This is a genomic window from Methylobacterium sp. NMS14P, from assembly GCF_028583545.1.
In the GTDB taxonomy this organism is placed as follows: Bacteria; Pseudomonadota; Alphaproteobacteria; order Rhizobiales; family Beijerinckiaceae; genus Methylobacterium.
Genome location: NZ_CP087106.1, coordinates 3,441,364 through 3,457,954, shown reverse-complemented (window position 1 = coordinate 3,457,954; position 16,591 = coordinate 3,441,364). Strand labels below are relative to the sequence as shown.

At 72.8% G+C, this 16,591-nt stretch carries 16 protein-coding genes; 14 read left to right on the top strand and 2 right to left on the bottom strand.

What is annotated here, in order from left to right; translation table 11 throughout:
• Nucleotides 1-217 precede the first annotated feature (217 nt).
• The 8 genes from LOK46_RS16600 to LOK46_RS16565 all read left to right on the top strand — a co-directional run bounded on the left by LOK46_RS16600 (nucleotide 218) and on the right by LOK46_RS16565 (nucleotide 7,498).
• Nucleotides 218-679, top strand: coding sequence for a tellurite resistance TerB family protein (locus LOK46_RS16600; protein WP_273558896.1), 462 nt, complete (start codon nucleotides 218-220; stop codon nucleotides 677-679).
• Nucleotides 680-800: 121 nt separating this feature from the next.
• On the top strand, nucleotides 801-2,066 hold the full coding sequence (locus tag LOK46_RS16595) for a Zn-dependent hydrolase (RefSeq protein WP_443192820.1): 1,266 nt from the start codon (nucleotides 801-803) through the stop codon (nucleotides 2,064-2,066).
• A 99-nt stretch (nucleotides 2,067-2,165) separates the two neighbouring features.
• Nucleotides 2,166-3,449, top strand: coding sequence for a beta-ketoacyl-ACP synthase (locus tag LOK46_RS16590; RefSeq protein WP_273558894.1), 1,284 nt, complete (start codon nucleotides 2,166-2,168; stop codon nucleotides 3,447-3,449).
• Nucleotides 3,446-4,213, top strand: coding sequence for an SDR family NAD(P)-dependent oxidoreductase (locus LOK46_RS16585; protein ID WP_273558892.1), 768 nt, complete (start codon nucleotides 3,446-3,448; stop codon nucleotides 4,211-4,213). The genes LOK46_RS16590 and LOK46_RS16585 overlap by 4 nt, the downstream gene beginning before the upstream one ends.
• A 2-nt stretch (nucleotides 4,214-4,215) precedes the next feature.
• The gene (locus LOK46_RS16580) at nucleotides 4,216-4,533 is read left to right on the top strand and encodes an SH3 domain-containing protein (protein ID WP_273558890.1); all 318 of its coding nucleotides are present in this window, start codon (nucleotides 4,216-4,218) and stop codon (nucleotides 4,531-4,533) included.
• A gap of 11 nt (nucleotides 4,534-4,544) precedes the next feature.
• On the top strand, nucleotides 4,545-5,567 hold the full coding sequence (locus LOK46_RS16575) for a zinc-binding dehydrogenase (RefSeq protein ID WP_273558889.1): 1,023 nt from the start codon (nucleotides 4,545-4,547) through the stop codon (nucleotides 5,565-5,567).
• Nucleotides 5,568-5,706: 139 nt separating this feature from the next.
• On the top strand, nucleotides 5,707-6,723 hold the full coding sequence (locus LOK46_RS16570; RefSeq protein ID WP_273558887.1) for a lipid A biosynthesis lauroyl acyltransferase: 1,017 nt from the start codon (nucleotides 5,707-5,709) through the stop codon (nucleotides 6,721-6,723).
• 7 nt (nucleotides 6,724-6,730) lie between these two features.
• The gene (locus LOK46_RS16565; protein WP_273558885.1) at nucleotides 6,731-7,498 is read left to right on the top strand and encodes a DUF1223 domain-containing protein; all 768 of its coding nucleotides are present in this window, start codon (nucleotides 6,731-6,733) and stop codon (nucleotides 7,496-7,498) included.
• Nucleotides 7,499-7,515: 17 nt separating this feature from the next.
• Here LOK46_RS16565 and LOK46_RS16560 read toward each other — a convergent pair whose 3' ends face one another.
• Nucleotides 7,516-7,737 carry a hypothetical protein gene (locus LOK46_RS16560; RefSeq protein WP_273558883.1) on the bottom strand — a complete coding sequence of 74 codons (222 nt, stop codon included), beginning with the start codon at nucleotides 7,735-7,737 and terminating at the stop codon, nucleotides 7,516-7,518.
• Between the two features lie 223 nt (nucleotides 7,738-7,960).
• On the opposite strand from LOK46_RS16560, the gene LOK46_RS16555 reads away from it, so the two are divergent.
• From LOK46_RS16555 to LOK46_RS16535, 5 genes are all read left to right on the top strand, one after another.
• Nucleotides 7,961-8,677, top strand: coding sequence for a DUF1194 domain-containing protein (locus tag LOK46_RS16555; protein WP_273558881.1), 717 nt, complete (start codon nucleotides 7,961-7,963; stop codon nucleotides 8,675-8,677).
• Nucleotides 8,678-8,709: 32 nt separating this feature from the next.
• Nucleotides 8,710-10,212 carry a M81 family metallopeptidase gene (locus LOK46_RS16550; RefSeq protein WP_273558879.1) on the top strand — a complete coding sequence of 501 codons (1,503 nt, stop codon included), beginning with the start codon at nucleotides 8,710-8,712 and terminating at the stop codon, nucleotides 10,210-10,212.
• 120 nt (nucleotides 10,213-10,332) lie between these two features.
• Nucleotides 10,333-11,403, top strand: coding sequence for a malate/lactate/ureidoglycolate dehydrogenase (locus LOK46_RS16545; RefSeq protein ID WP_273558877.1), 1,071 nt, complete (start codon nucleotides 10,333-10,335; stop codon nucleotides 11,401-11,403).
• Between the two features lie 107 nt (nucleotides 11,404-11,510).
• The gene (locus LOK46_RS16540; RefSeq protein ID WP_056528209.1) at nucleotides 11,511-12,821 is read left to right on the top strand and encodes an MFS transporter; all 1,311 of its coding nucleotides are present in this window, start codon (nucleotides 11,511-11,513) and stop codon (nucleotides 12,819-12,821) included.
• Between the two features lie 46 nt (nucleotides 12,822-12,867).
• Nucleotides 12,868-14,391: a UxaA family hydrolase gene (locus LOK46_RS16535; RefSeq protein WP_273558874.1), complete on the top strand. Its 1,524-nt coding sequence runs from the start codon at nucleotides 12,868-12,870 to the stop codon at nucleotides 14,389-14,391.
• 143 nt (nucleotides 14,392-14,534) lie between these two features.
• On the opposite strand, the gene LOK46_RS16530 is transcribed toward LOK46_RS16535, so the two are convergent.
• A complete protein-coding gene (locus LOK46_RS16530; protein ID WP_273558872.1) occupies nucleotides 14,535-15,581 on the bottom strand; it encodes a saccharopine dehydrogenase family protein in 1,047 nt (348 codons plus the stop codon).
• Between the two features lie 141 nt (nucleotides 15,582-15,722).
• Between LOK46_RS16530 and LOK46_RS16525 the strand changes: the two genes are divergently transcribed.
• Complete coding sequence (locus tag LOK46_RS16525) at nucleotides 15,723-16,535, top strand: hypothetical protein (protein WP_273558869.1); 813 nt, start codon at nucleotides 15,723-15,725, stop codon at nucleotides 16,533-16,535.
• Nucleotides 16,536-16,591: the final 56 nt, after the last annotated feature.

Sequence of the window (16,591 nt, the reverse complement as noted above, 5' to 3'; positions counted from 1 at the left end):
ATCGGCTGAGGGGGGATCGTCGAGGCCGCGTTCCGTCGGCCGCGTTCGAGGACGCGGTCGTCGACACGAGTCGCATGGCCATGTTGCCGAAGGATGTCTGGCCTCCGGTGTCCCGCCCATTTATGGCCGGTCGCGGGGCGACGGGTTCCCTCCGTGCCGACCTCTGCTATCCCTCGCGTCCCAGCAGCCACCCAGACTCCGCGGCCGACCCTCCGGAATGAGCCTCCTGCGCGACCTCTTCAGTCATGTCGGCCGTACGGTGACGGCCTATGCCGGTGACAAGGCGCTGATGCTCGCGGCGGTCTCGGCCGCCGCCAACGTCATCGTGGCCGACGGCGAGGTTGCGGGCCCGGAATTCGACGCGGCCCTGCACGGCCTGAAGGCCGACCCGGTCCTGATGAAGGGCTACGACGCGCTGATGCTGGAGACGGAGCTCTACGAGGGCATCGCCCGGGCCCGCACCCGCCTCGGCCGGGCCGAGAACCTGCGCCACGTCGCGGCGGTCGCCGAGCGGCCCGCGAACCAGCGCGAGAACGTCTTCCTGATTGCCGCGGACGTCGCCGACCAGGACGGGATCAGCAACATCGAGGCGAGCGCCCTCGGCGAGATCGCCGTCGCCCTTCATGTCGACGCGATCGCGCTGCTGCGCGCCAACCCGGTGCGGCGCCCTCCGGCCTGACCGGCCCGTTTGGCATCGCGGTTGCTCACCGTGTGAACTGCCAGGTGGGAGCGCTGCCAAGTCGGCGGCGCCCGCCTATAACGATTGCGTCGCACGGCCACCCGCCGTGAAAGGAACCGGCATGGCCGAGATGAGCCTCAGCAAGACCCACAACCTGCGCGCCAACAGCGCGCGCCTCTGGGCGACGATCCTAGAGACCGCAGAATTCGGCGGAACGCCGGCCGGCGGCATCAACCGCCTGACCCTCTCGGCCGAGGACGGCCGTGTCCGCGACTGGTTCCGGGAGGCCTGCGAGGCGGCCGGGCTGACCGTGTCGGTCGACGCCCTGGGCACGCAGTACGCCCTGCGACCGGGTCGCGACATGGGCCGGAAGCCGATCGCCTTCGGCTCGCACCTCGACACCCAGCCGACCGGCGGCAAGTTCGACGGCGTCCTCGGCGTCCTCGCGGGGCTGGAGGTGATGCGCAGCCTCAACGATGCCGGGATCGAGACCGAGGCGCCGCTCCTCGTGGTCAACTGGACCAACGAGGAGGGCTCGCGCTTCGCCCCCGCCATGATGGCCTCGGCGGCCTACGCGGGCGACTTCACCACGGACGAGATCCTGGCCAAGCGCGACGCCGCCGGCACCACGGTGGCGGAGGCCCTCGACGCCATCGGCTATCGCGGGGTCGAGGCCGTCGGCACGCGGGAGATCGGCGCCTTCGTCGAGCTGCACATCGAGCAGGGGCCGATCCTGGAGGCCGAGGGCAAGACCATCGGCGTGGTCGAGGGCGGCCAGGGCATCATGTGGTTCGACGGCGTGATCACCGGCTTCGAGAGCCACGCCGGGACGACGCCGATGCCGCGCCGCCGCGACGCCCTGCTCGCGCTCTCGGAATTCGCCCTGGCCGGCGAGCGGATCGCGCTGAGCCACGCGCCCACCGCGGTCGCGACGATCGGCGAGGCCGCGATCCTGGCGCCGTCCCGGAACGTCGTGCCGGGCCGGGTCGCCTTCACGGTGGACGTGCGCGACCCGCGCTCCGAGACCCTCGACGCGATGGAGGCGGCGCTCGGCGAGGCGGCGGCCGAGATCGCGGCGCGGCGCCATCTGGAGATCGCGCTGACCCGGATCTGGCGGAAGGAGCCGGTGCCGTTCGACCCGGCCATCGTGGCGGCGATCGACGCGTCCGCCGAGAGCCTGGGGCATCCGCGCCGCCGAATCATCTCGGGCGCCGGCCACGACGCCTGCAACCTCGCCGCGAAGGTCCCGGCCGCGATGATCTTCGTGCCGTGCAAGGACGGGATCAGCCACAACGAGTCGGAGTCCGCCACGCAGGGCGACTGCGCGGCCGGCGCCGACGTGCTGCTGCAGACGGTGCTCCGCCTCGCCAACGCGCCGCGCGCCTGAGGCTTCTTGCCGGGACGGCGCCCGTCGTCCCGGCGCCGGGCGCCCCGCACCGTCCGCGCGGAGGTGTACCGCGGCGGAAAATCCCGTAAGGACCGCTCCATGAGCGCGCGATCCTACCGCGACGCCAGGGGCCGGCCGCTCGTCGCGGTCACCGGCATCGGCGTCGTCTCCTCCCTCGGTCAGGGACAGGCCGACACCTGGGCGGCCATGACCGAGGGCCGGTCGGGCATCCACGCCATCGCGCGGTTCCCGACCGACACGCTGCGCACCCGCATCGCCGGGACGGTGGACTTCCTCGACACCGATCCGCTCGTCGCGCCGCTCCTGTCCGAGCGGTTCGCCGCCGTCGCCGCCGAGGAGGCGGTGGCGCAGGCCGGCCTCGGCGCCAGGGGCGATTTCCCGGGCGCCCTGTTCATCGCGGTCCCGCCGGTCGAGATGGAGTGGCCGCAGCGCCAGGCCCTGGCCGAGGCCGCGGGCGGCGACGGTCCGGTCGACTACGCCGGCCTGCTGCGGGCGGCGGCGACACGTCGCTTCGATCCCTGGCACGACCTGTTCATCTTCGGCACGGTCGCTGACCGCATCGCCGACCGCTTCGGCACGAAGGGCTCGCCGATCTCGCTCTCGACCGCCTGCTCGTCGGGGGCCACGGCGATCCAGCTCGGCGTCGAGGCGATCCGGCGCGGCGAGACCGCGGCGGCGCTCTGCATCGGCACGGACGGCTCGGTGAACCCGGAATCACTCATCCGCTTCTCGCTGCTCTCGGCGCTCTCGACCCGCAACGACGACCCCGCGACCGCCTCGAAGCCGTTCTCGAAGGACCGGGACGGGTTCGTCATGGGCGAGGGCGCGGCCGCCCTGGTGCTCGAGGACGCCGAGGCCGCCGTCGCCCGGGGCGCCGCGATCCTCGGCTACGTCCTCGGCTGCGGCGAGAAGGGCGACGGCTTCCACCGCACCCGCTCGAGCCCCGACGGCGCGCCGATCATCGCGGCGATCCGGGCGAGCCTGGACGATGCCGGCGTGGCGGCCGAGGCGATCGACACGGTGAACGCGCACGGCACGTCGACGCCCGAGAACGACAAGATGGAGGCCCTGGGCCTCGCGGCGGTGTTCGGTGACCGCGCGTGCGCCCTGCCGGTCACGTCCAACAAGTCGATGATCGGCCACACGCTGACGGCGGCCGGCGCCATCGAGGCCGCGGTCTCGCTGCTGACCATCCGCCACGGCCGCATCCCGCCGACCATCAACCACCGGGTGCCGGACCCGACCATCGCCCTCGACATCGTGGAGACCGCCCGCGACCTGCCGGTGCGGACCGTGCTGTCGAACTCGTTCGGCTTCGGCGGCCAGAACACCTGCCTCGTCCTCGGCGCGGAGCCCGCGTGAGCGCCGCCGACACCCCGCGCCGGGTCCTCGTGACCGGCGGCGCGTCCGGCATCGGCGCCGCGATCGTCCGCGCGCTGGCGGGATCCGGCCTCGGCGTCGACTTCACCTACCGCGCCTCGGCCGAGGCCGCGCAGGCGCTGCTGGCCGAACTGCGGACGACCTACCCAGACCGGCCCTTCGCGGCCCATCCCGTCGACCTCGCCGACCGCGCGGGGCTGGAGCGGTTCTGCGAGACCGCCGAGGCCGCGGGCTACTACGGGCTCGTCCACAACGCCGGCCAGTCCTGCGACGCCCTCGCGGCGATGCTCGATCAGGATCGGGCCGAGGCCGCCATGCAGGTTAACTTCTTCTCGCTGACGCGCCTCGCCAAGGCGCTGGTGCGGGAGATGACCCGGGCGCGCGCGGGCCGCATCGTGGCGATCGGCTCCGTCGCGGCCCTGCGGGCGAATGCCGGCAACGCCGCCTACGCGGCGACCAAGGGCGCGCTCATCGCCTATTGCCGCACCCTGGCGATCGAGACCGCCAAGCGCGGCGTGACCGTCAACGTCATCGCCCCGGGCTTCGTCGACACCGCCATGATGGAGCGCTACGCCGCCTACCGGGACGGGATGGAGCGGCAGATTCCCGCCGGCCGCTTCGGCCGGCCCGAGGACGTCGCGGCGCTGGCGGCCTTCCTGATGGGCGAGGGGGCATCCTACATCACCGGGACCGTGCTGCCCGTCGATGGCGGCCTGACCGCCATGATGGGTGTCCACCGGACCTGACGGTGGCGCCGCCGAACCGGACGACCCTGACGATGCGCGCCAGCCTCGCCCTCACCGCCGCCCTGTGCTGCGCGGCTCTCCTGGCCCCGGGCCATGCCGGGGCGGAGCCGCAGGTCTACCGGATCTCCGGCCTGCCGCCGGGCGAGCCGCTCAGCATCCGCGCCGAGCCGGACCCGTCCGCCGAGCAGATCGGCGAGATCCGCACCCGCGCCCTGGTCTTCGGTTGCACCAACGACACGCCGAGCCGCACCACGTGGTGCCGGGTGAAGGCCGGACGCGCCCTGGGTTGGGCGCGGCGGCGCTACCTGGCGCCGGAGTGACGAGAGACACGATGCTAGCCCTGCAGCTGTTCGGCGACCGCGACCTGCGCCTCACCGAGATCGAGCCGCCGCCCGCGCCCGGCGTTGACGAGGTCCGGATCCGCATCCGCGCGGTCGGCCTCAACTTCATCGACGTCTGGGGCTTCCGCGGCATGGCCTTCGCCAAGCGGAAGATGCCGCTGATCGTCGGTGCGGAGGCGGCCGGGATCGTCGAGGCGGTCGGGGCCGGCGTCACCGGACTGGCGGCGGGCGACCGGGTCGTGCCCTACGGCGCCATGACCTGCGGCCGGTGCAAAGCCTGCCGCGAGGGGCGCGACAACCTCTGCGAGGACGTGTCCGGCGTGATGGGCTTCCACCTCGACGGCTTCGCCCGGGAATTGGTGACCCTGCCGGCCCGCCTCGCCGTGAAGGTGCCGGACGGCGTCAGCGACACCGACGCCGCCTGCGCGGGCATCGCCTTCGGCACCGTCCAGCACATGCTGTTCGACAACGCCCGCCTGGAGCCCGGCGAGAGCGTGCTGGTCCATGCCGGCGGCTCGGGGATCGGGACCGCGGCGATCCGCATGGCCAAGGCGATCGGCTGCACCGTCTACACGACGGTCGGCGACGACGAGAAGGGTCGCAAGGCCGCCGAGCTCGGCGCCGACCACGTCATCAACTACCGCACCGAGCGCTTCGAGGGCGAGGTCCGCCGGCTCACGAAGCGCAAGGGCGTCGACGTGGTCTTCGAGCATGTCGGCGCCGACACCTGGAACGGCTCCCTGCTCTGCCTGAAGCGCGGCGGCCGCCTCGTGACCTGCGGATCGACCTCGGGCGTCTCGGCGACGATGAACCTGATGCAGCTGTTCCAGCAGCAGTACCGCATCACCGGCTCGTTCGGCTGCTCGCTCGCGAATATCGGGCAGGCCCTCGCCAAGATGGAAGCGGGCATTCGACCGGTGGTCGATACCGTGTACCCGCTGGCGGATTTCGCGCAGGGCCTGGAGCGCCTCGAATCGCGTCGGGTCTTCGGCAAGATCCTCGTCGGCCTGTAGCGGCGACGGCGGCGCGCCCGCTCGGGAGCACCAAGGTCCCGGGCACGGCGACCGCGATTTCGCGCTGCGAGAGACTTGGCGTAAACGTCGCCGTACGGGTCGCTGGGGGGCCGCCCGGACCGTATCCCTGGAATCGATTGTGCTGCGTCTCGCCCTCCTGCTGAAACGGTCGTACCCGCGCCTCGCGGGCTTCGCGATGATCCCGGTGATCCGCGCCCTGGTGCTGCTGGCGCGCGGCCTCGGGCCGATGCGCGCCGCGGCGTTCGGTGCCGCGCTGCTGCGCACCCTCGGCCCGCTCCTGCCGGCGCACCGCACCGCGATGGCGAACCTCAGGGCGGCCTTCCCCGACCTGCCGGAGGCGGAGCGGAAGCGGATCGCCCTGGAGGCCTGGGACAATCTCGGGCGGACGGGGGCCGAGTACGCCCATCTCGACACCCTCTTCGATTACGATCCCGCCGCCACCAGCGAATTGCGGACCGAGGTCGCAGGCATCGAGCACTTCTACGCCCTGCGCGACGACGGCCGGCCGGGACTGATCTTCTCGGCGCACTTGGCGAACTGGGAGTTGCCGGCGATCTGCGCGGCCAAGTTCGGCCTCGATGCCACCGCGGTGTTCCGGCCGCCGAACAATCCCGCGGCCGCGCGCCTCGTCCAGGAGGTCCGCCGCCGGACGATGGGCGGCCTCGCCGCCTCCGCGCCGGGCGCCGTGTTCGCCATGCGCGACGTGGTCGAGACCGGCGGCCACCTCGGCCAGCTCATCGACCAGCATTTCACCCGCGGCGTCGTGGTGGAGTTCCTCGGCCGGCCGTGCCTCGCCAACCCGCTGCTGGCCAAGCTCGCCCGCCACTACGACTGCCCGGTGCACGGCGTGCGCGTCGTGCGCCTGCCGGAGGGCCGCTTCCGCCTCGAACTGACGCCGCCCCTCGTCCTGCCCAGGGCCGCCGACGGGACCATCGACGTCGCCGGCGCCATGCAGGCGATGACGGCCGTCGTCGAGGGCTGGGTGCGGGAGAATCCGGGTCAGTGGCTCTGGATGCATCGCCGATGGCGGCCCGACATGCTGCCCAAGCCGAGAGTGGCTCCGGTACCACTTCAACCGACGGTAGAGGCCTCTCAAGCCAACGTGATTTCACCTTCGGCTTCCCAGACGGTCTGATGGATCGATGACGCCCCGGCACCGCGCCCCGACCCGCGACCGCCGCGCGCTCCGCGCAGCGCTGCTTGCCTGCGCGACGCTGGCCGCGATGCCGGCGCGGGCCGAGCCCGTTCGCGCCGTGGTGGAGCTCTTCACCAGCCAGGGATGCGGCGCCTGCCGGTCCGCCGACCCGGTCCTGCGCGACCTCGCCCACAAGCCCGGCGTCATCGCCCTCACCTTGCCGGTGACCTACTGGGACTACCTCGGCTGGAAGGACACGCTGGCACTGCGGCCGCTGACCGAGCGCCAGCGCGCCTACGCGCGGGGGCGGGGTGCGCGACAGGTCTTCACGCCCCAGGTGGTGGTCGACGGCAACGGCTTCGCGGTCGGGTCCGACCGGCCGGCCCTGGAGCGCCTGATCCGGGATGCCTGCCAGCACGGCGGGCTGCCGGTCCCGGTGCGCGGCGAGACCAAGGGCGACCGGATCCTGGTCGAGGTCGGGGCCGCCCCGGAGGCCAAGGCCGAGGTCCGCGGCGACGTCTGGCTGGTGCCCGTGCTCCGCAGCCGCGCCATCGCGATCCAGTCCGGGGAGAATGGCGGCCGGACGGCGACCTACGTCAACGTGGTCCGGGGCATGCAGCGGCTCGGTTCCTGGACGGGACAGCCGACCCGCTTCGAGGTGCCCGACACCCAGGCCCGCGTCGCCGACGCGGACAGCTGGGTCGTCCTTCTCCAGGGCGTGGCCGACGGCAAGCCGGGCCGCATCTTCGGCGCCGCCAAGGGGCCTGGGCTCTAGCGCCGGCACGCGCGCCGCTACTCCAGCGAGATCGGGTCGCTCTGCCGGCGGCCCGCGCGCCGATGGCGCGCCCGGGACTCGTCGGCGAGCGACGCCAACTTGGCATCGAGGCGGTCGGACAGGTGGCCAACCAGCCCGATCAGCCCGTCGATCGTCCGGCTGACCAGGGCGGCCGTCCCGGTGACGGCTCCGACGATCCCGTTCTCGATGGCACGACCGATTCGGCGAACACGCTGCATGTCGACTGTCTCTGGATGGGCGGCGCCGGCGGCGCACCGATCCGTGGCAGGTAGGGCGGGCGCCTTCGCCCGTGATGCGGCCGAAAGCGGCGCGGATCCGCGCCGCGCGGGCGGAACCTTCGCGCGGCGCGGACGGACGCTGCGAACCGGCGGGTCGGCAGGCTCGTTGCATGGGTGTCGTCGCCCGCCGTCCCGCGCGGGCGACCGAGATCGAGGGTCGGCCATGCGGCGACGCCCGTTCCTGTCCGGGATGCTCGCCGCCCTGTCGCTGGCCGGTCGCCCCGCCCGCGCGGCGGATGCGGGCGTCGACCTCCTCCTCGTCCTCGCGGTGGACGTGTCGCTCAGCATCAGCGAGGCCCGGTTCGACCTCGAGCGCCGCGGATACGCCGAGGCCTTCGGCGACCCGCGCGTGCTGCGCGCCATCAACGACGGCCCGACCGGGCGCATCGGCGTCGCCCTGTTCGAATGGGCCGGACCCGGCGAGCAGCAGGTGGCGGTCGACTGGATGGTGATCGCCTCGGCGCAGGACGCGGCCGCCTTCGCGGCGCGCCTGCGCGCCGTGCCGCGGCCGTTCTACGGACGCACGGCCATCGGGTCGGCGATCGGTTTCGCCGCCGACCTGCTGGCCCGGGCACCGTTCAGCGCCGACCGCCGGGTGATCGACATCTCGGGCGACGGCACCGGCAATGCCGGGCGCCCCATCGCGGAGGCCCGGGACGCCGCCGTAGCGGCCGGCATCACGGTGAACGGCATCGTCATCCTCACCGAGCCGGAGGGGATGCCGGCCTTCCTGAAGGAGCACACCAACCCGGTGGGCGGTCTGGCGGCGTATTACCGGAGCGTCGTCATCGGCGGGGAGAACGCCTTCGTGATGACCGCCGAGAGCTTCGCGGCCTTCGGCCGCTCGCTCATCGCCAAGCTGGTGCGCGAGATCTCCTGATTGTCACCCGGATCCCAGAGGGCCGACCATCGATGCGCCTTGCCGTCCTCCAGTTCACGCACGAGACCGTGACGTTCCTCCCGAACGACACGACCCGGGACGACTTCACCTATCCCGGCTCGCCGGCCGCCGGGGCCGCGCTCCTCGCCACCGATCCCAAGGGCTACATGGGCGGGTTCGTGCAGGTGGCGCGAGAGTACGACGGCGTCGAGTTGGTCGGGATCACCTCGCCGCTCTGGCCGTGCACCGGCACCGCCTCGGGCTGGATCACCGCCGACGCCTACGCGCATTTCGTCGGGCAGATGGTCTCCGAGCTCCGGGCGGAGGGCCCGTTCGACGGGGTCTACCTGGCCCTGCACGGCGCGATGGCGGTGCGCGGCGTCCCGCGGCCGGAGGCCGACATCGCCCGGCAGGTGCGCGCCGCGGTGGGTGAGGGGGCGATCCTGGTCGGAACCTTCGACCTGCACGGCAACGAGGACGCCGCCTTCCTCGACCATGCCGACATGGCCTTCGCGGTGAAGTACTTCCCGCACTACGACGGCCACCTGCAGGGGCAGCGGGCCGCCCGGATGCTCGTCCGCGCCGTGCGCGGTGACTTCCGGCCGGTGCACCGGACCCTCAAGGTGCCGATCCTCTCGCCGACCGTCGTGCAGTGGACCGGCGCCGCACCGTGGTCCGACCTCGTGCAGCGGGCCCTCGTCTGGGAGGCGCGCGAGCCGGACGTGTTCGTCAACGTCTTCTTCGGCTTCCCGTGGGGTGACGCCCCGGACGGCGGGATGACCGTGCAGGCGATCACCAACGACGACCAGGCCCTCGCCGACCGGGTGGCGCGGGATGTCGCGGATTTCGCGTGGCGGCAGCGGCGCGCGCTGCTCGAGGCGGCGCGGATCCACACGATCGCCGACGGTGTGCACCTCGCGCGGGCGGCGGTGGCGGAGGGTGCCGCCCCGGTGGTCCTCGCCGACCACAGCGACCGGTCGGGCCGGGCGACTTGGCTGCTGGGCGAGATCCTGCGGCAGGGCCTTGCCCGCACCCTGGTCGCCACCGTGGCGTCGCCCGACATCGCGACGGGGTCCCTCGCGGCCGGCGACCCGTTCGACGCGCCGGTGGGCGGCGGCGGCGACCCGTCCGCGGGCGACCCGGTGCGCATCACCGGGACCGTGCTGCGCGCGGTGGAGGCGCTGGAGCCGGGCGTCGCCGGCAGCGGCGGCGGCGGTGGTACCTGGATCTGCGTCGCGTTCGGGACCGGCAACGTCCTCGTGCTGAGCCCGCAGCTCGCGCAGATCGTCGAGCCCGACGAGCTGTGGCGCCTCGGCCTGGAGCCGGCGGATTTCGACGTCGTGGCGATCAAGTCGCGGGTGCATTTCCGACGCGGCTTCGACGACAGCGGCTACGCCCGCACGATCCTGCTGGTGGAGCCGCCGGAGCCGTTCCTCGGCACGGTGCGGCTCGATCACCTCGCCTACGCGCAGATGCGGGCGGCCGACTTCTTCCCCTACGGCGACCCACCCGGGCCCGTCTTGTCCGATCCGTGACCGATCCGGCGGGGACGACAGGTGGCGGCCGCCGTCATCCGCCGGTGCTCGCCCCGCACGTGCGAGGGCGCTAGGTTCATCCCGCACGCGCTCGGCGAAGCGCGGCGAGGGAGAGACGGGATGCGCATTCTGGCCGACAGGCTGACCGCCTACGTGCGGGACATCTTCGTGCGCGAGGGCTGCGCCGAGCCGGAGGCCGAGCGGATCGGCCGCTTCCTGGTCGCGGCGAACCTCACCGGCCACGACAGCCACGGCGTCGTCCGGGTCACCCGCTACGTCGAGTGGATGCGCGCCGGCGAGGTCGAGGCCGGCCGCACGCCCGAGATCGTCACCGACGCGCCGAACTTCGCCCTCGTGGACGCCCATTACGGGTTCGGGCAGACGGCCGGCCCCGTCGCCGTCGATCTCGGGATCGCCAAGGCGCGGGAGAACGGCGTCGCGATCATCGCCCTCCGGCACGCCGGGCATATCGGCCGGATCGGCGAGTGGGCCGAGCGGGCGGCGGCGGCGGGGCTCGTCTCGGTCCACTTCGTCAACGTGGCCGGCAGCCTCCTCGTGGCGCCGTTCGGATCCGTGGAGCGCCGCTTCTCGACGGCGCCCTTCGCGGCCGGCTTCCCGGTCCCAGGAGGCGACCCGATCATCCTCGACTTCGCCACGTCGCTGGTCGCCGAGGGCAAGGTGCTGGTCGCCTCCCGGGGCGGCAAGCCGCTGCCGGAGGGCGCGCTGATCGAGCCCGACGGCCGCCTCAGCGCCGACCCGGCGACCCTGTTCGGCCCGCTGGAGGGCGTCGAGCGCGACAACCAGCGCGGGGCGGGTGCGATCCGGGCCTTCGGCGAGCACAAGGGCTCCGGCCTCGCGCTAATGTGCGAGCTTCTGGCCGGCGCGCTCACCGGCTCCGGCACGGCCGGGCCCGGGCAGCGGCGGATCTGCAACGGCATGCTGTCGATCTACGTCACGCCGTCGGCCCTCGGCACCGAGGACGCCCTCGCGGCCGAGACGCGGGCCTATCTCGACTTCTTCAAGAGCGCGAAGCCGATGCCGGGCGCCGAGGTCCTGCTGCCTGGCGAGCCGGAGCGGCGCATGCGCGCCGAGCGTCTCGCCGAGGGCGTGCCGCTGCCCGAGCCCGTCTGGGAGACCCTGCTCGCCGCCGGCCGGCCGCACGGCCTCGACGGCAACGCCTACCGCACCTGAGCCGGGAACGACCCGGCACGACACCACGCTCGGCGGCGATCCCCGGCCTCAACGGGGGCGCCGCACGGACCGGGGACGCCATACCCGGAAGACGGGAGGAGCCCACGATGCCGCGTCTGCGCTGGCTCATGATCGGCCTCTGCATGGCCGCCAACGCCATCAACTACATCGACCGCGCCAATCTGGCGGTCGCAGCGCCCTCCATGTCCAAGGAACTCGGGCTCGACGCCACCGACATGGGCCTGATCCTGTCGGGCTTCTTCTGGACCTACGCGATCATGCAGCTGCCCTTCGGCTACGTGGCCGACCGGGTCGGCGCGCGGCTCTCCCTCGTGGTCGCGGTGGTCTGGTGGTCGGCCTGCACGGCGCTGACCGCGGTCGGACGGGGGTTCCTGTCCCTGCTCGGCCTGCGCATGCTGCTCGGTATCGGCGAGGCCGGGGCCTACCCGTCCTTCGCCAAGGTCGCGGCGTCGTGGTTCCCGCGCAGCGAGCGCAGCTTCGCCAGCAGCATCTTCGACAGCGGGTCCCGGGTGGGCTCGGCCCTGGCGATCCCGCTGGTCTCCTGGGTCATCGCGACGCTGGGCTGGCGGGAATCCTTCGTCGTCACCGGCGTACTGGGCTTCGTCTGGGCGGTGTTCTGGATGTGGCTCTACCGCGAGCCCGAGAACCACCCGAAGGTGTCGCCGGAGGAGCTCGCCCGACTGCGGGCCGCGCAGGAGCGGCCGAAGACCGTCGACGCGGCGGACGCCCAGAACCAGGTGCCGTGGCTGTCGCTGTTCCGCTACCGCACGGTCTGGGGCATGATGGCCGGGTTCTTCTGCCTCAACTTCGTGATCTACTTCTTCATCACGTGGTTCCCGACCTACCTGGTCAAGGCGCGGGGCTTCTCCCTGGCGGAGCTCGGCACGCTCGGCAGCCTGCCGGCCCTGGCGTCGATCCCCGCGGGCTGGCTCGGCGGCTTCGCGTCGGACGCGCTCTACCGTCGCGGCTGGAGTCTCACTGCGGCCCGCAAGACCTGCCTCGTCGGCGGCATGCTGATGTCGTCGGTGATCACCCTGTCGATCATCGCGCCCAACATCTACGTGGCGCTGCTGTGCTTCGCGGTCGCCTACGGCAGCCTCGCCTTCACGGCGGCCTCGATCTGGGCGCTGCCCGGCGACGTGGCACCGACCCCGGCCCACGTGGCCTCGATCGGCGGCATCCAGAACTTCGCGTCGAACGTCGCCGGGATCGTGACGACGACCTTCACGGGCGTCATGCTGACGGTCACCCAGGGGTCGTTCGTGATCCCCCTGATCGTGGCCGGCGGGTTCTGCCTGCTGGGCGCCTTCATCTACCTGTTCGTGGTCGGCGAGATCGCGCCGTTGCCGGTCCGCGACGCCCGCGCCCCCGCCCTGCGCCCCGAAGCAGCGCGGTGACGGCGCGGTGACGGTGACCGGCGCGACGGAATCCGAGGAGAGACCGATGTCCACGTATCCCGTGATCACCCTCCGCCCCGCCGACGGCGTGGCCGTGGCCCGCGGCGCCATCGAGCCGGGAACGCCTGTCGCCGACGGCGTCGCGGCGGTGGAGCGGATCCCGGCCGGCCACAAGGTCGCGGTCCGGGCCCATCGGAGCGGCGAGCCGGTGACCAAATACGGGCAGATCATCGGGTTCGCCAAGGCGGACATCGCGGCCGGCCGCCACGTCCACGTCCACAATCTCGGGATGGGCGAGTTCGCCCGGGACTACGCGTTCGGGATCGATGCGAGGCCGACCCAGCTGGTGACGCCGCCCGCGACCTTCCAGGGCATCCGCCGCCCCGACGGTCGCGTGGCGACGCGCAACTACGTCGGCATCCTCACCTCGGTGAATTGCAGCGCGCACGTCGCCGATCTGATCGCCGACGCGTTCCGGCGGCACCCGATCCTCGGTCTCGACCCGCTCGCTCCCTATCCCAACGTCGACGGTGTCGTGGCGCTGACCCACAAGACCGGCTGCGGCATGGCGATGGGCGAGCCGCTCCGGCTCCTGCGGCGGACGCTCGCGGGCTACGCGCGGCACGTCAACTTCTCCCACATCGTCATGATCGGGCTCGGCTGCGAGGTGAACCAGATCGGCGCCTTCCTGGAGGAGCAGGGGCTCGGCGACCGGATCCGCAGCATGAACATCCAGAGCCTCGGCGGCACCCGGAAGACCGTCGAGGCCGGGATCGCGTTCGTGACCGGCATCCTGGCCGAGGCGAACGTGGTCCATCGCGAGCCGGTGCCGGCGAGCGAGCTGATCGTCGCCCTGCAGTGCGGCGGCTCGGACGGGTATTCGGGCGTGTCGGCCAACCCGGCGCTGGGGATCGCCAGCGACCTCGTGGTGCGGAACGGCGGCACAGTGATCCTGTCGGAGACCACCGAGACCTACGGCGCCGAGCACCTGTTCACCCGCCGCGCCGTCAGCCCGGAGGTCGGCCAGAGGCTCGTCGACCTGATGCACTGGTGGGAAGAGTACACCCGCAAGGAGGGCTCGGAGATCGACGCGAATCCGTCGCCGGGCAACAAGGCCGGCGGCCTGACCACGATCCTGGAGAAGTCCCTCGGGGCCATGGCGAAGGCCGGCAGCACCAACCTGGTCGACGTGCTGCGCTACGCCGATCCCGTCACTGCCAAGGGCTTCGTCTTCATGGACACGCCCGGCTACGACCCGGTCTCGGCGACCGGGCAGGTCGCGGGCGGGGCGAACCTCGTCTGCTTCACCACCGGCCGCGGCTCCGTGTTCGGCTGCAAGCCGTCGCCCTCGATCAAGATCGCCACCAACTCGGCCATGTACCGGCGGCTCGAGGAGGACATGGACGTCAATTGCGGCACGATCCTCGACGGCGCGGAGAGCGTGGAGCAGGCCGGCCACCGGATCTTCGAGCTGATCCTGCGGGTCGCCGGCGGCGAGCGGACGAAGAGCGAGCAGTTCGATTTCGGCTCGTCGGAATTCGCCCCCTGGCAGATCGGCGCGACCGTGTGAGGGAGCGGGGCGCGCGCCCCGCCGTCATCGCGAGCGCAGCAAGGCGATCCGGGGAGGCGGAACTTCGGTGAGCGTGGCGCAGCCCTGGATTGCTTCGCTGCGCTCGCAAAGACGGCCATTCCGACCGCCGTGCAGGCCGCGTCTCACAGGTCCGTTCGCACCACGCCCGCGAATTCCAGGATGAAGTCTGGCCCGAACGCCGTCGCCGGCGTGTGGAAGCCCGCCGGCACCGTGCCCGAGGCGAGGCGGCGGGCGACCTCCAGGGCCGTCGCGGCCGTGAGCGTGTAGCCCTCGGGCGTCTCCATCCGGCTCGCCGCCCGCCGCCCTGCGCCGTCCCAGGCCTCCGCCAGGAAGGTGCTGCGGGCCGTCTCGCGGGCGGCCGCGGAGGGACCGGCGGGTAGTCGGTCGATGCCGCGGTTGATCAGGCGCTGCGCGGTGCCGCCCGCGATGAGGCGCCGGATACCGGCGGGCAGGCCGGCCGCCGCCGCCATGGCGGGGAAGGCCTCGAAGTAGACGTCGATGTTCGGCACGCCGGTCGAGTACCACGCGCTCGACACGTCGCCCCAGCCGAGCCCGACGGTCCGGCGCGGTCCTGCTCCGAAATCCGCGGTGGCGCGCGGCGGGCTCGGCAATTCGACGATGCGCCCGTCCCGGCGCACCCGCGTGCCCCAGGCGATGCCCTCCACCATGGTGCGGGCCGTGCCGCGGCTGAAGCCGCCGAACCCGCCGATGGAGATGCGCAGGTGCGTCGCGCCGGGAACACGGCCGGCCACGTGGGCGGCGAGGCAGTCGCTCGGCACCACGTCGAAGCCCGCCGCCGGCAGGAGGACGATGCCGGCCGCCTTCGCCGCCGCGTCCTTGGCCGCGAGGGCCTCCAGCACAGCGATCTCGCCCGTGACGTCGACGTAGTGCGCGCCGGCCGCGAGGCAGGCTTCGGCCATCGGCCGCGCCGTCCGCGAGAACGGGCCGGCCGCGTGGATCACCGCCGCCACGCCCGCGAGGGCGGATTGCAGGCCCGCGGCATCGTCGAGGCGCGCGGCGCGCATCTCGAGGTTCAGCCGGGCCGCCAGCGGCCGCAGCTTGTCGGGATCGCGCCCTGCCAGGATCGGGCGCAACCCCTGCCCGACGGCGTGCGCGGCCAGGAGCTGCCCGGTATAGCCGGTGGCGCCGTAGATCAGGATCGCGGTCATCCCGGGGTTCTGACACTGCTTCCGCCGGTGTCAAAGCGCGCGCCGCGTCGCCGCCCCGGATGCTAGGGCTGCGCCGATCCGATCGTCTCGCGGCGGGGACCCGAGACCCTCCGTCCCCGCCCGAACAGGAGCCGAGGCACGATGTACGAGCGTTACCTCCCATCGCGCGCGTGCCGCGCCAGCCGCAAGATCGGCTGCCTTGGCGCTGTCCTCCTCGGACTGACCGCGGCCGCCCGGGCCGCCGACGGGCCGGTGGTCCTGAAGGCGCCGTCCGACGCGAGGCCCGGCATCGCCGCCATGCCGCAGATCGCCGTGCCGGCCGACGAGGCCGAGCGTCGGATCAACGCGGCGCTGAAGCGCCTCGACGCGCGAGCCCTCAAGGCCGAGCAGGCGTGCAAGGATCAGGGCGGGAAGAACAGTTCCTGGGAGCGCACCGTCCAGGCCCCGATGCGCGGCCCGCGCTTCCTGAGCTTCGTCATCTTCGACAGCGGGTTCTGCGGCGGCGCGCACCCGAGCAGCGGCACGATGTCGATCGTCTACGACCTCACCACCGGCGCCCCGGTCGACTGGACCACCCTGCTGCCCGCTTCCCTGACCGGGAAGCTCGCCCTGGCGGAAGGCCCGGGCGGGACCAAGATGGTGACGCTGGCGTCGAAAAGGCTGCACGCCCTCTACCTCGCGGGCTATCGCCCGAAGACGGGCGATCCGAAGGCGGACGATGCCGACAAGGAGTGCCGCGAGGCCGTCGCCGAGACCTATGACGGTCAGCCGCCGGCCATGATGGCGTGGCTCGACGCGAAGGCCGGCGGCCTCGCGGTGCAGTTCGACCTCGCGCACGTCGTTCAGGCCTGCGCCGATCCGGTGGTGATTCCCGTGGCGACCCTGCGCCGCGAGGGTGCCCAGCCGCTCCTGGCCGTCGCGCTGGAGGCCGCCCACGCGCAAGCCGGAAAGTGACGCGATCCGCCACAGCGCCTTCGGCCTCGACGCGGGCCCCGGACGGTGTAGCGTGA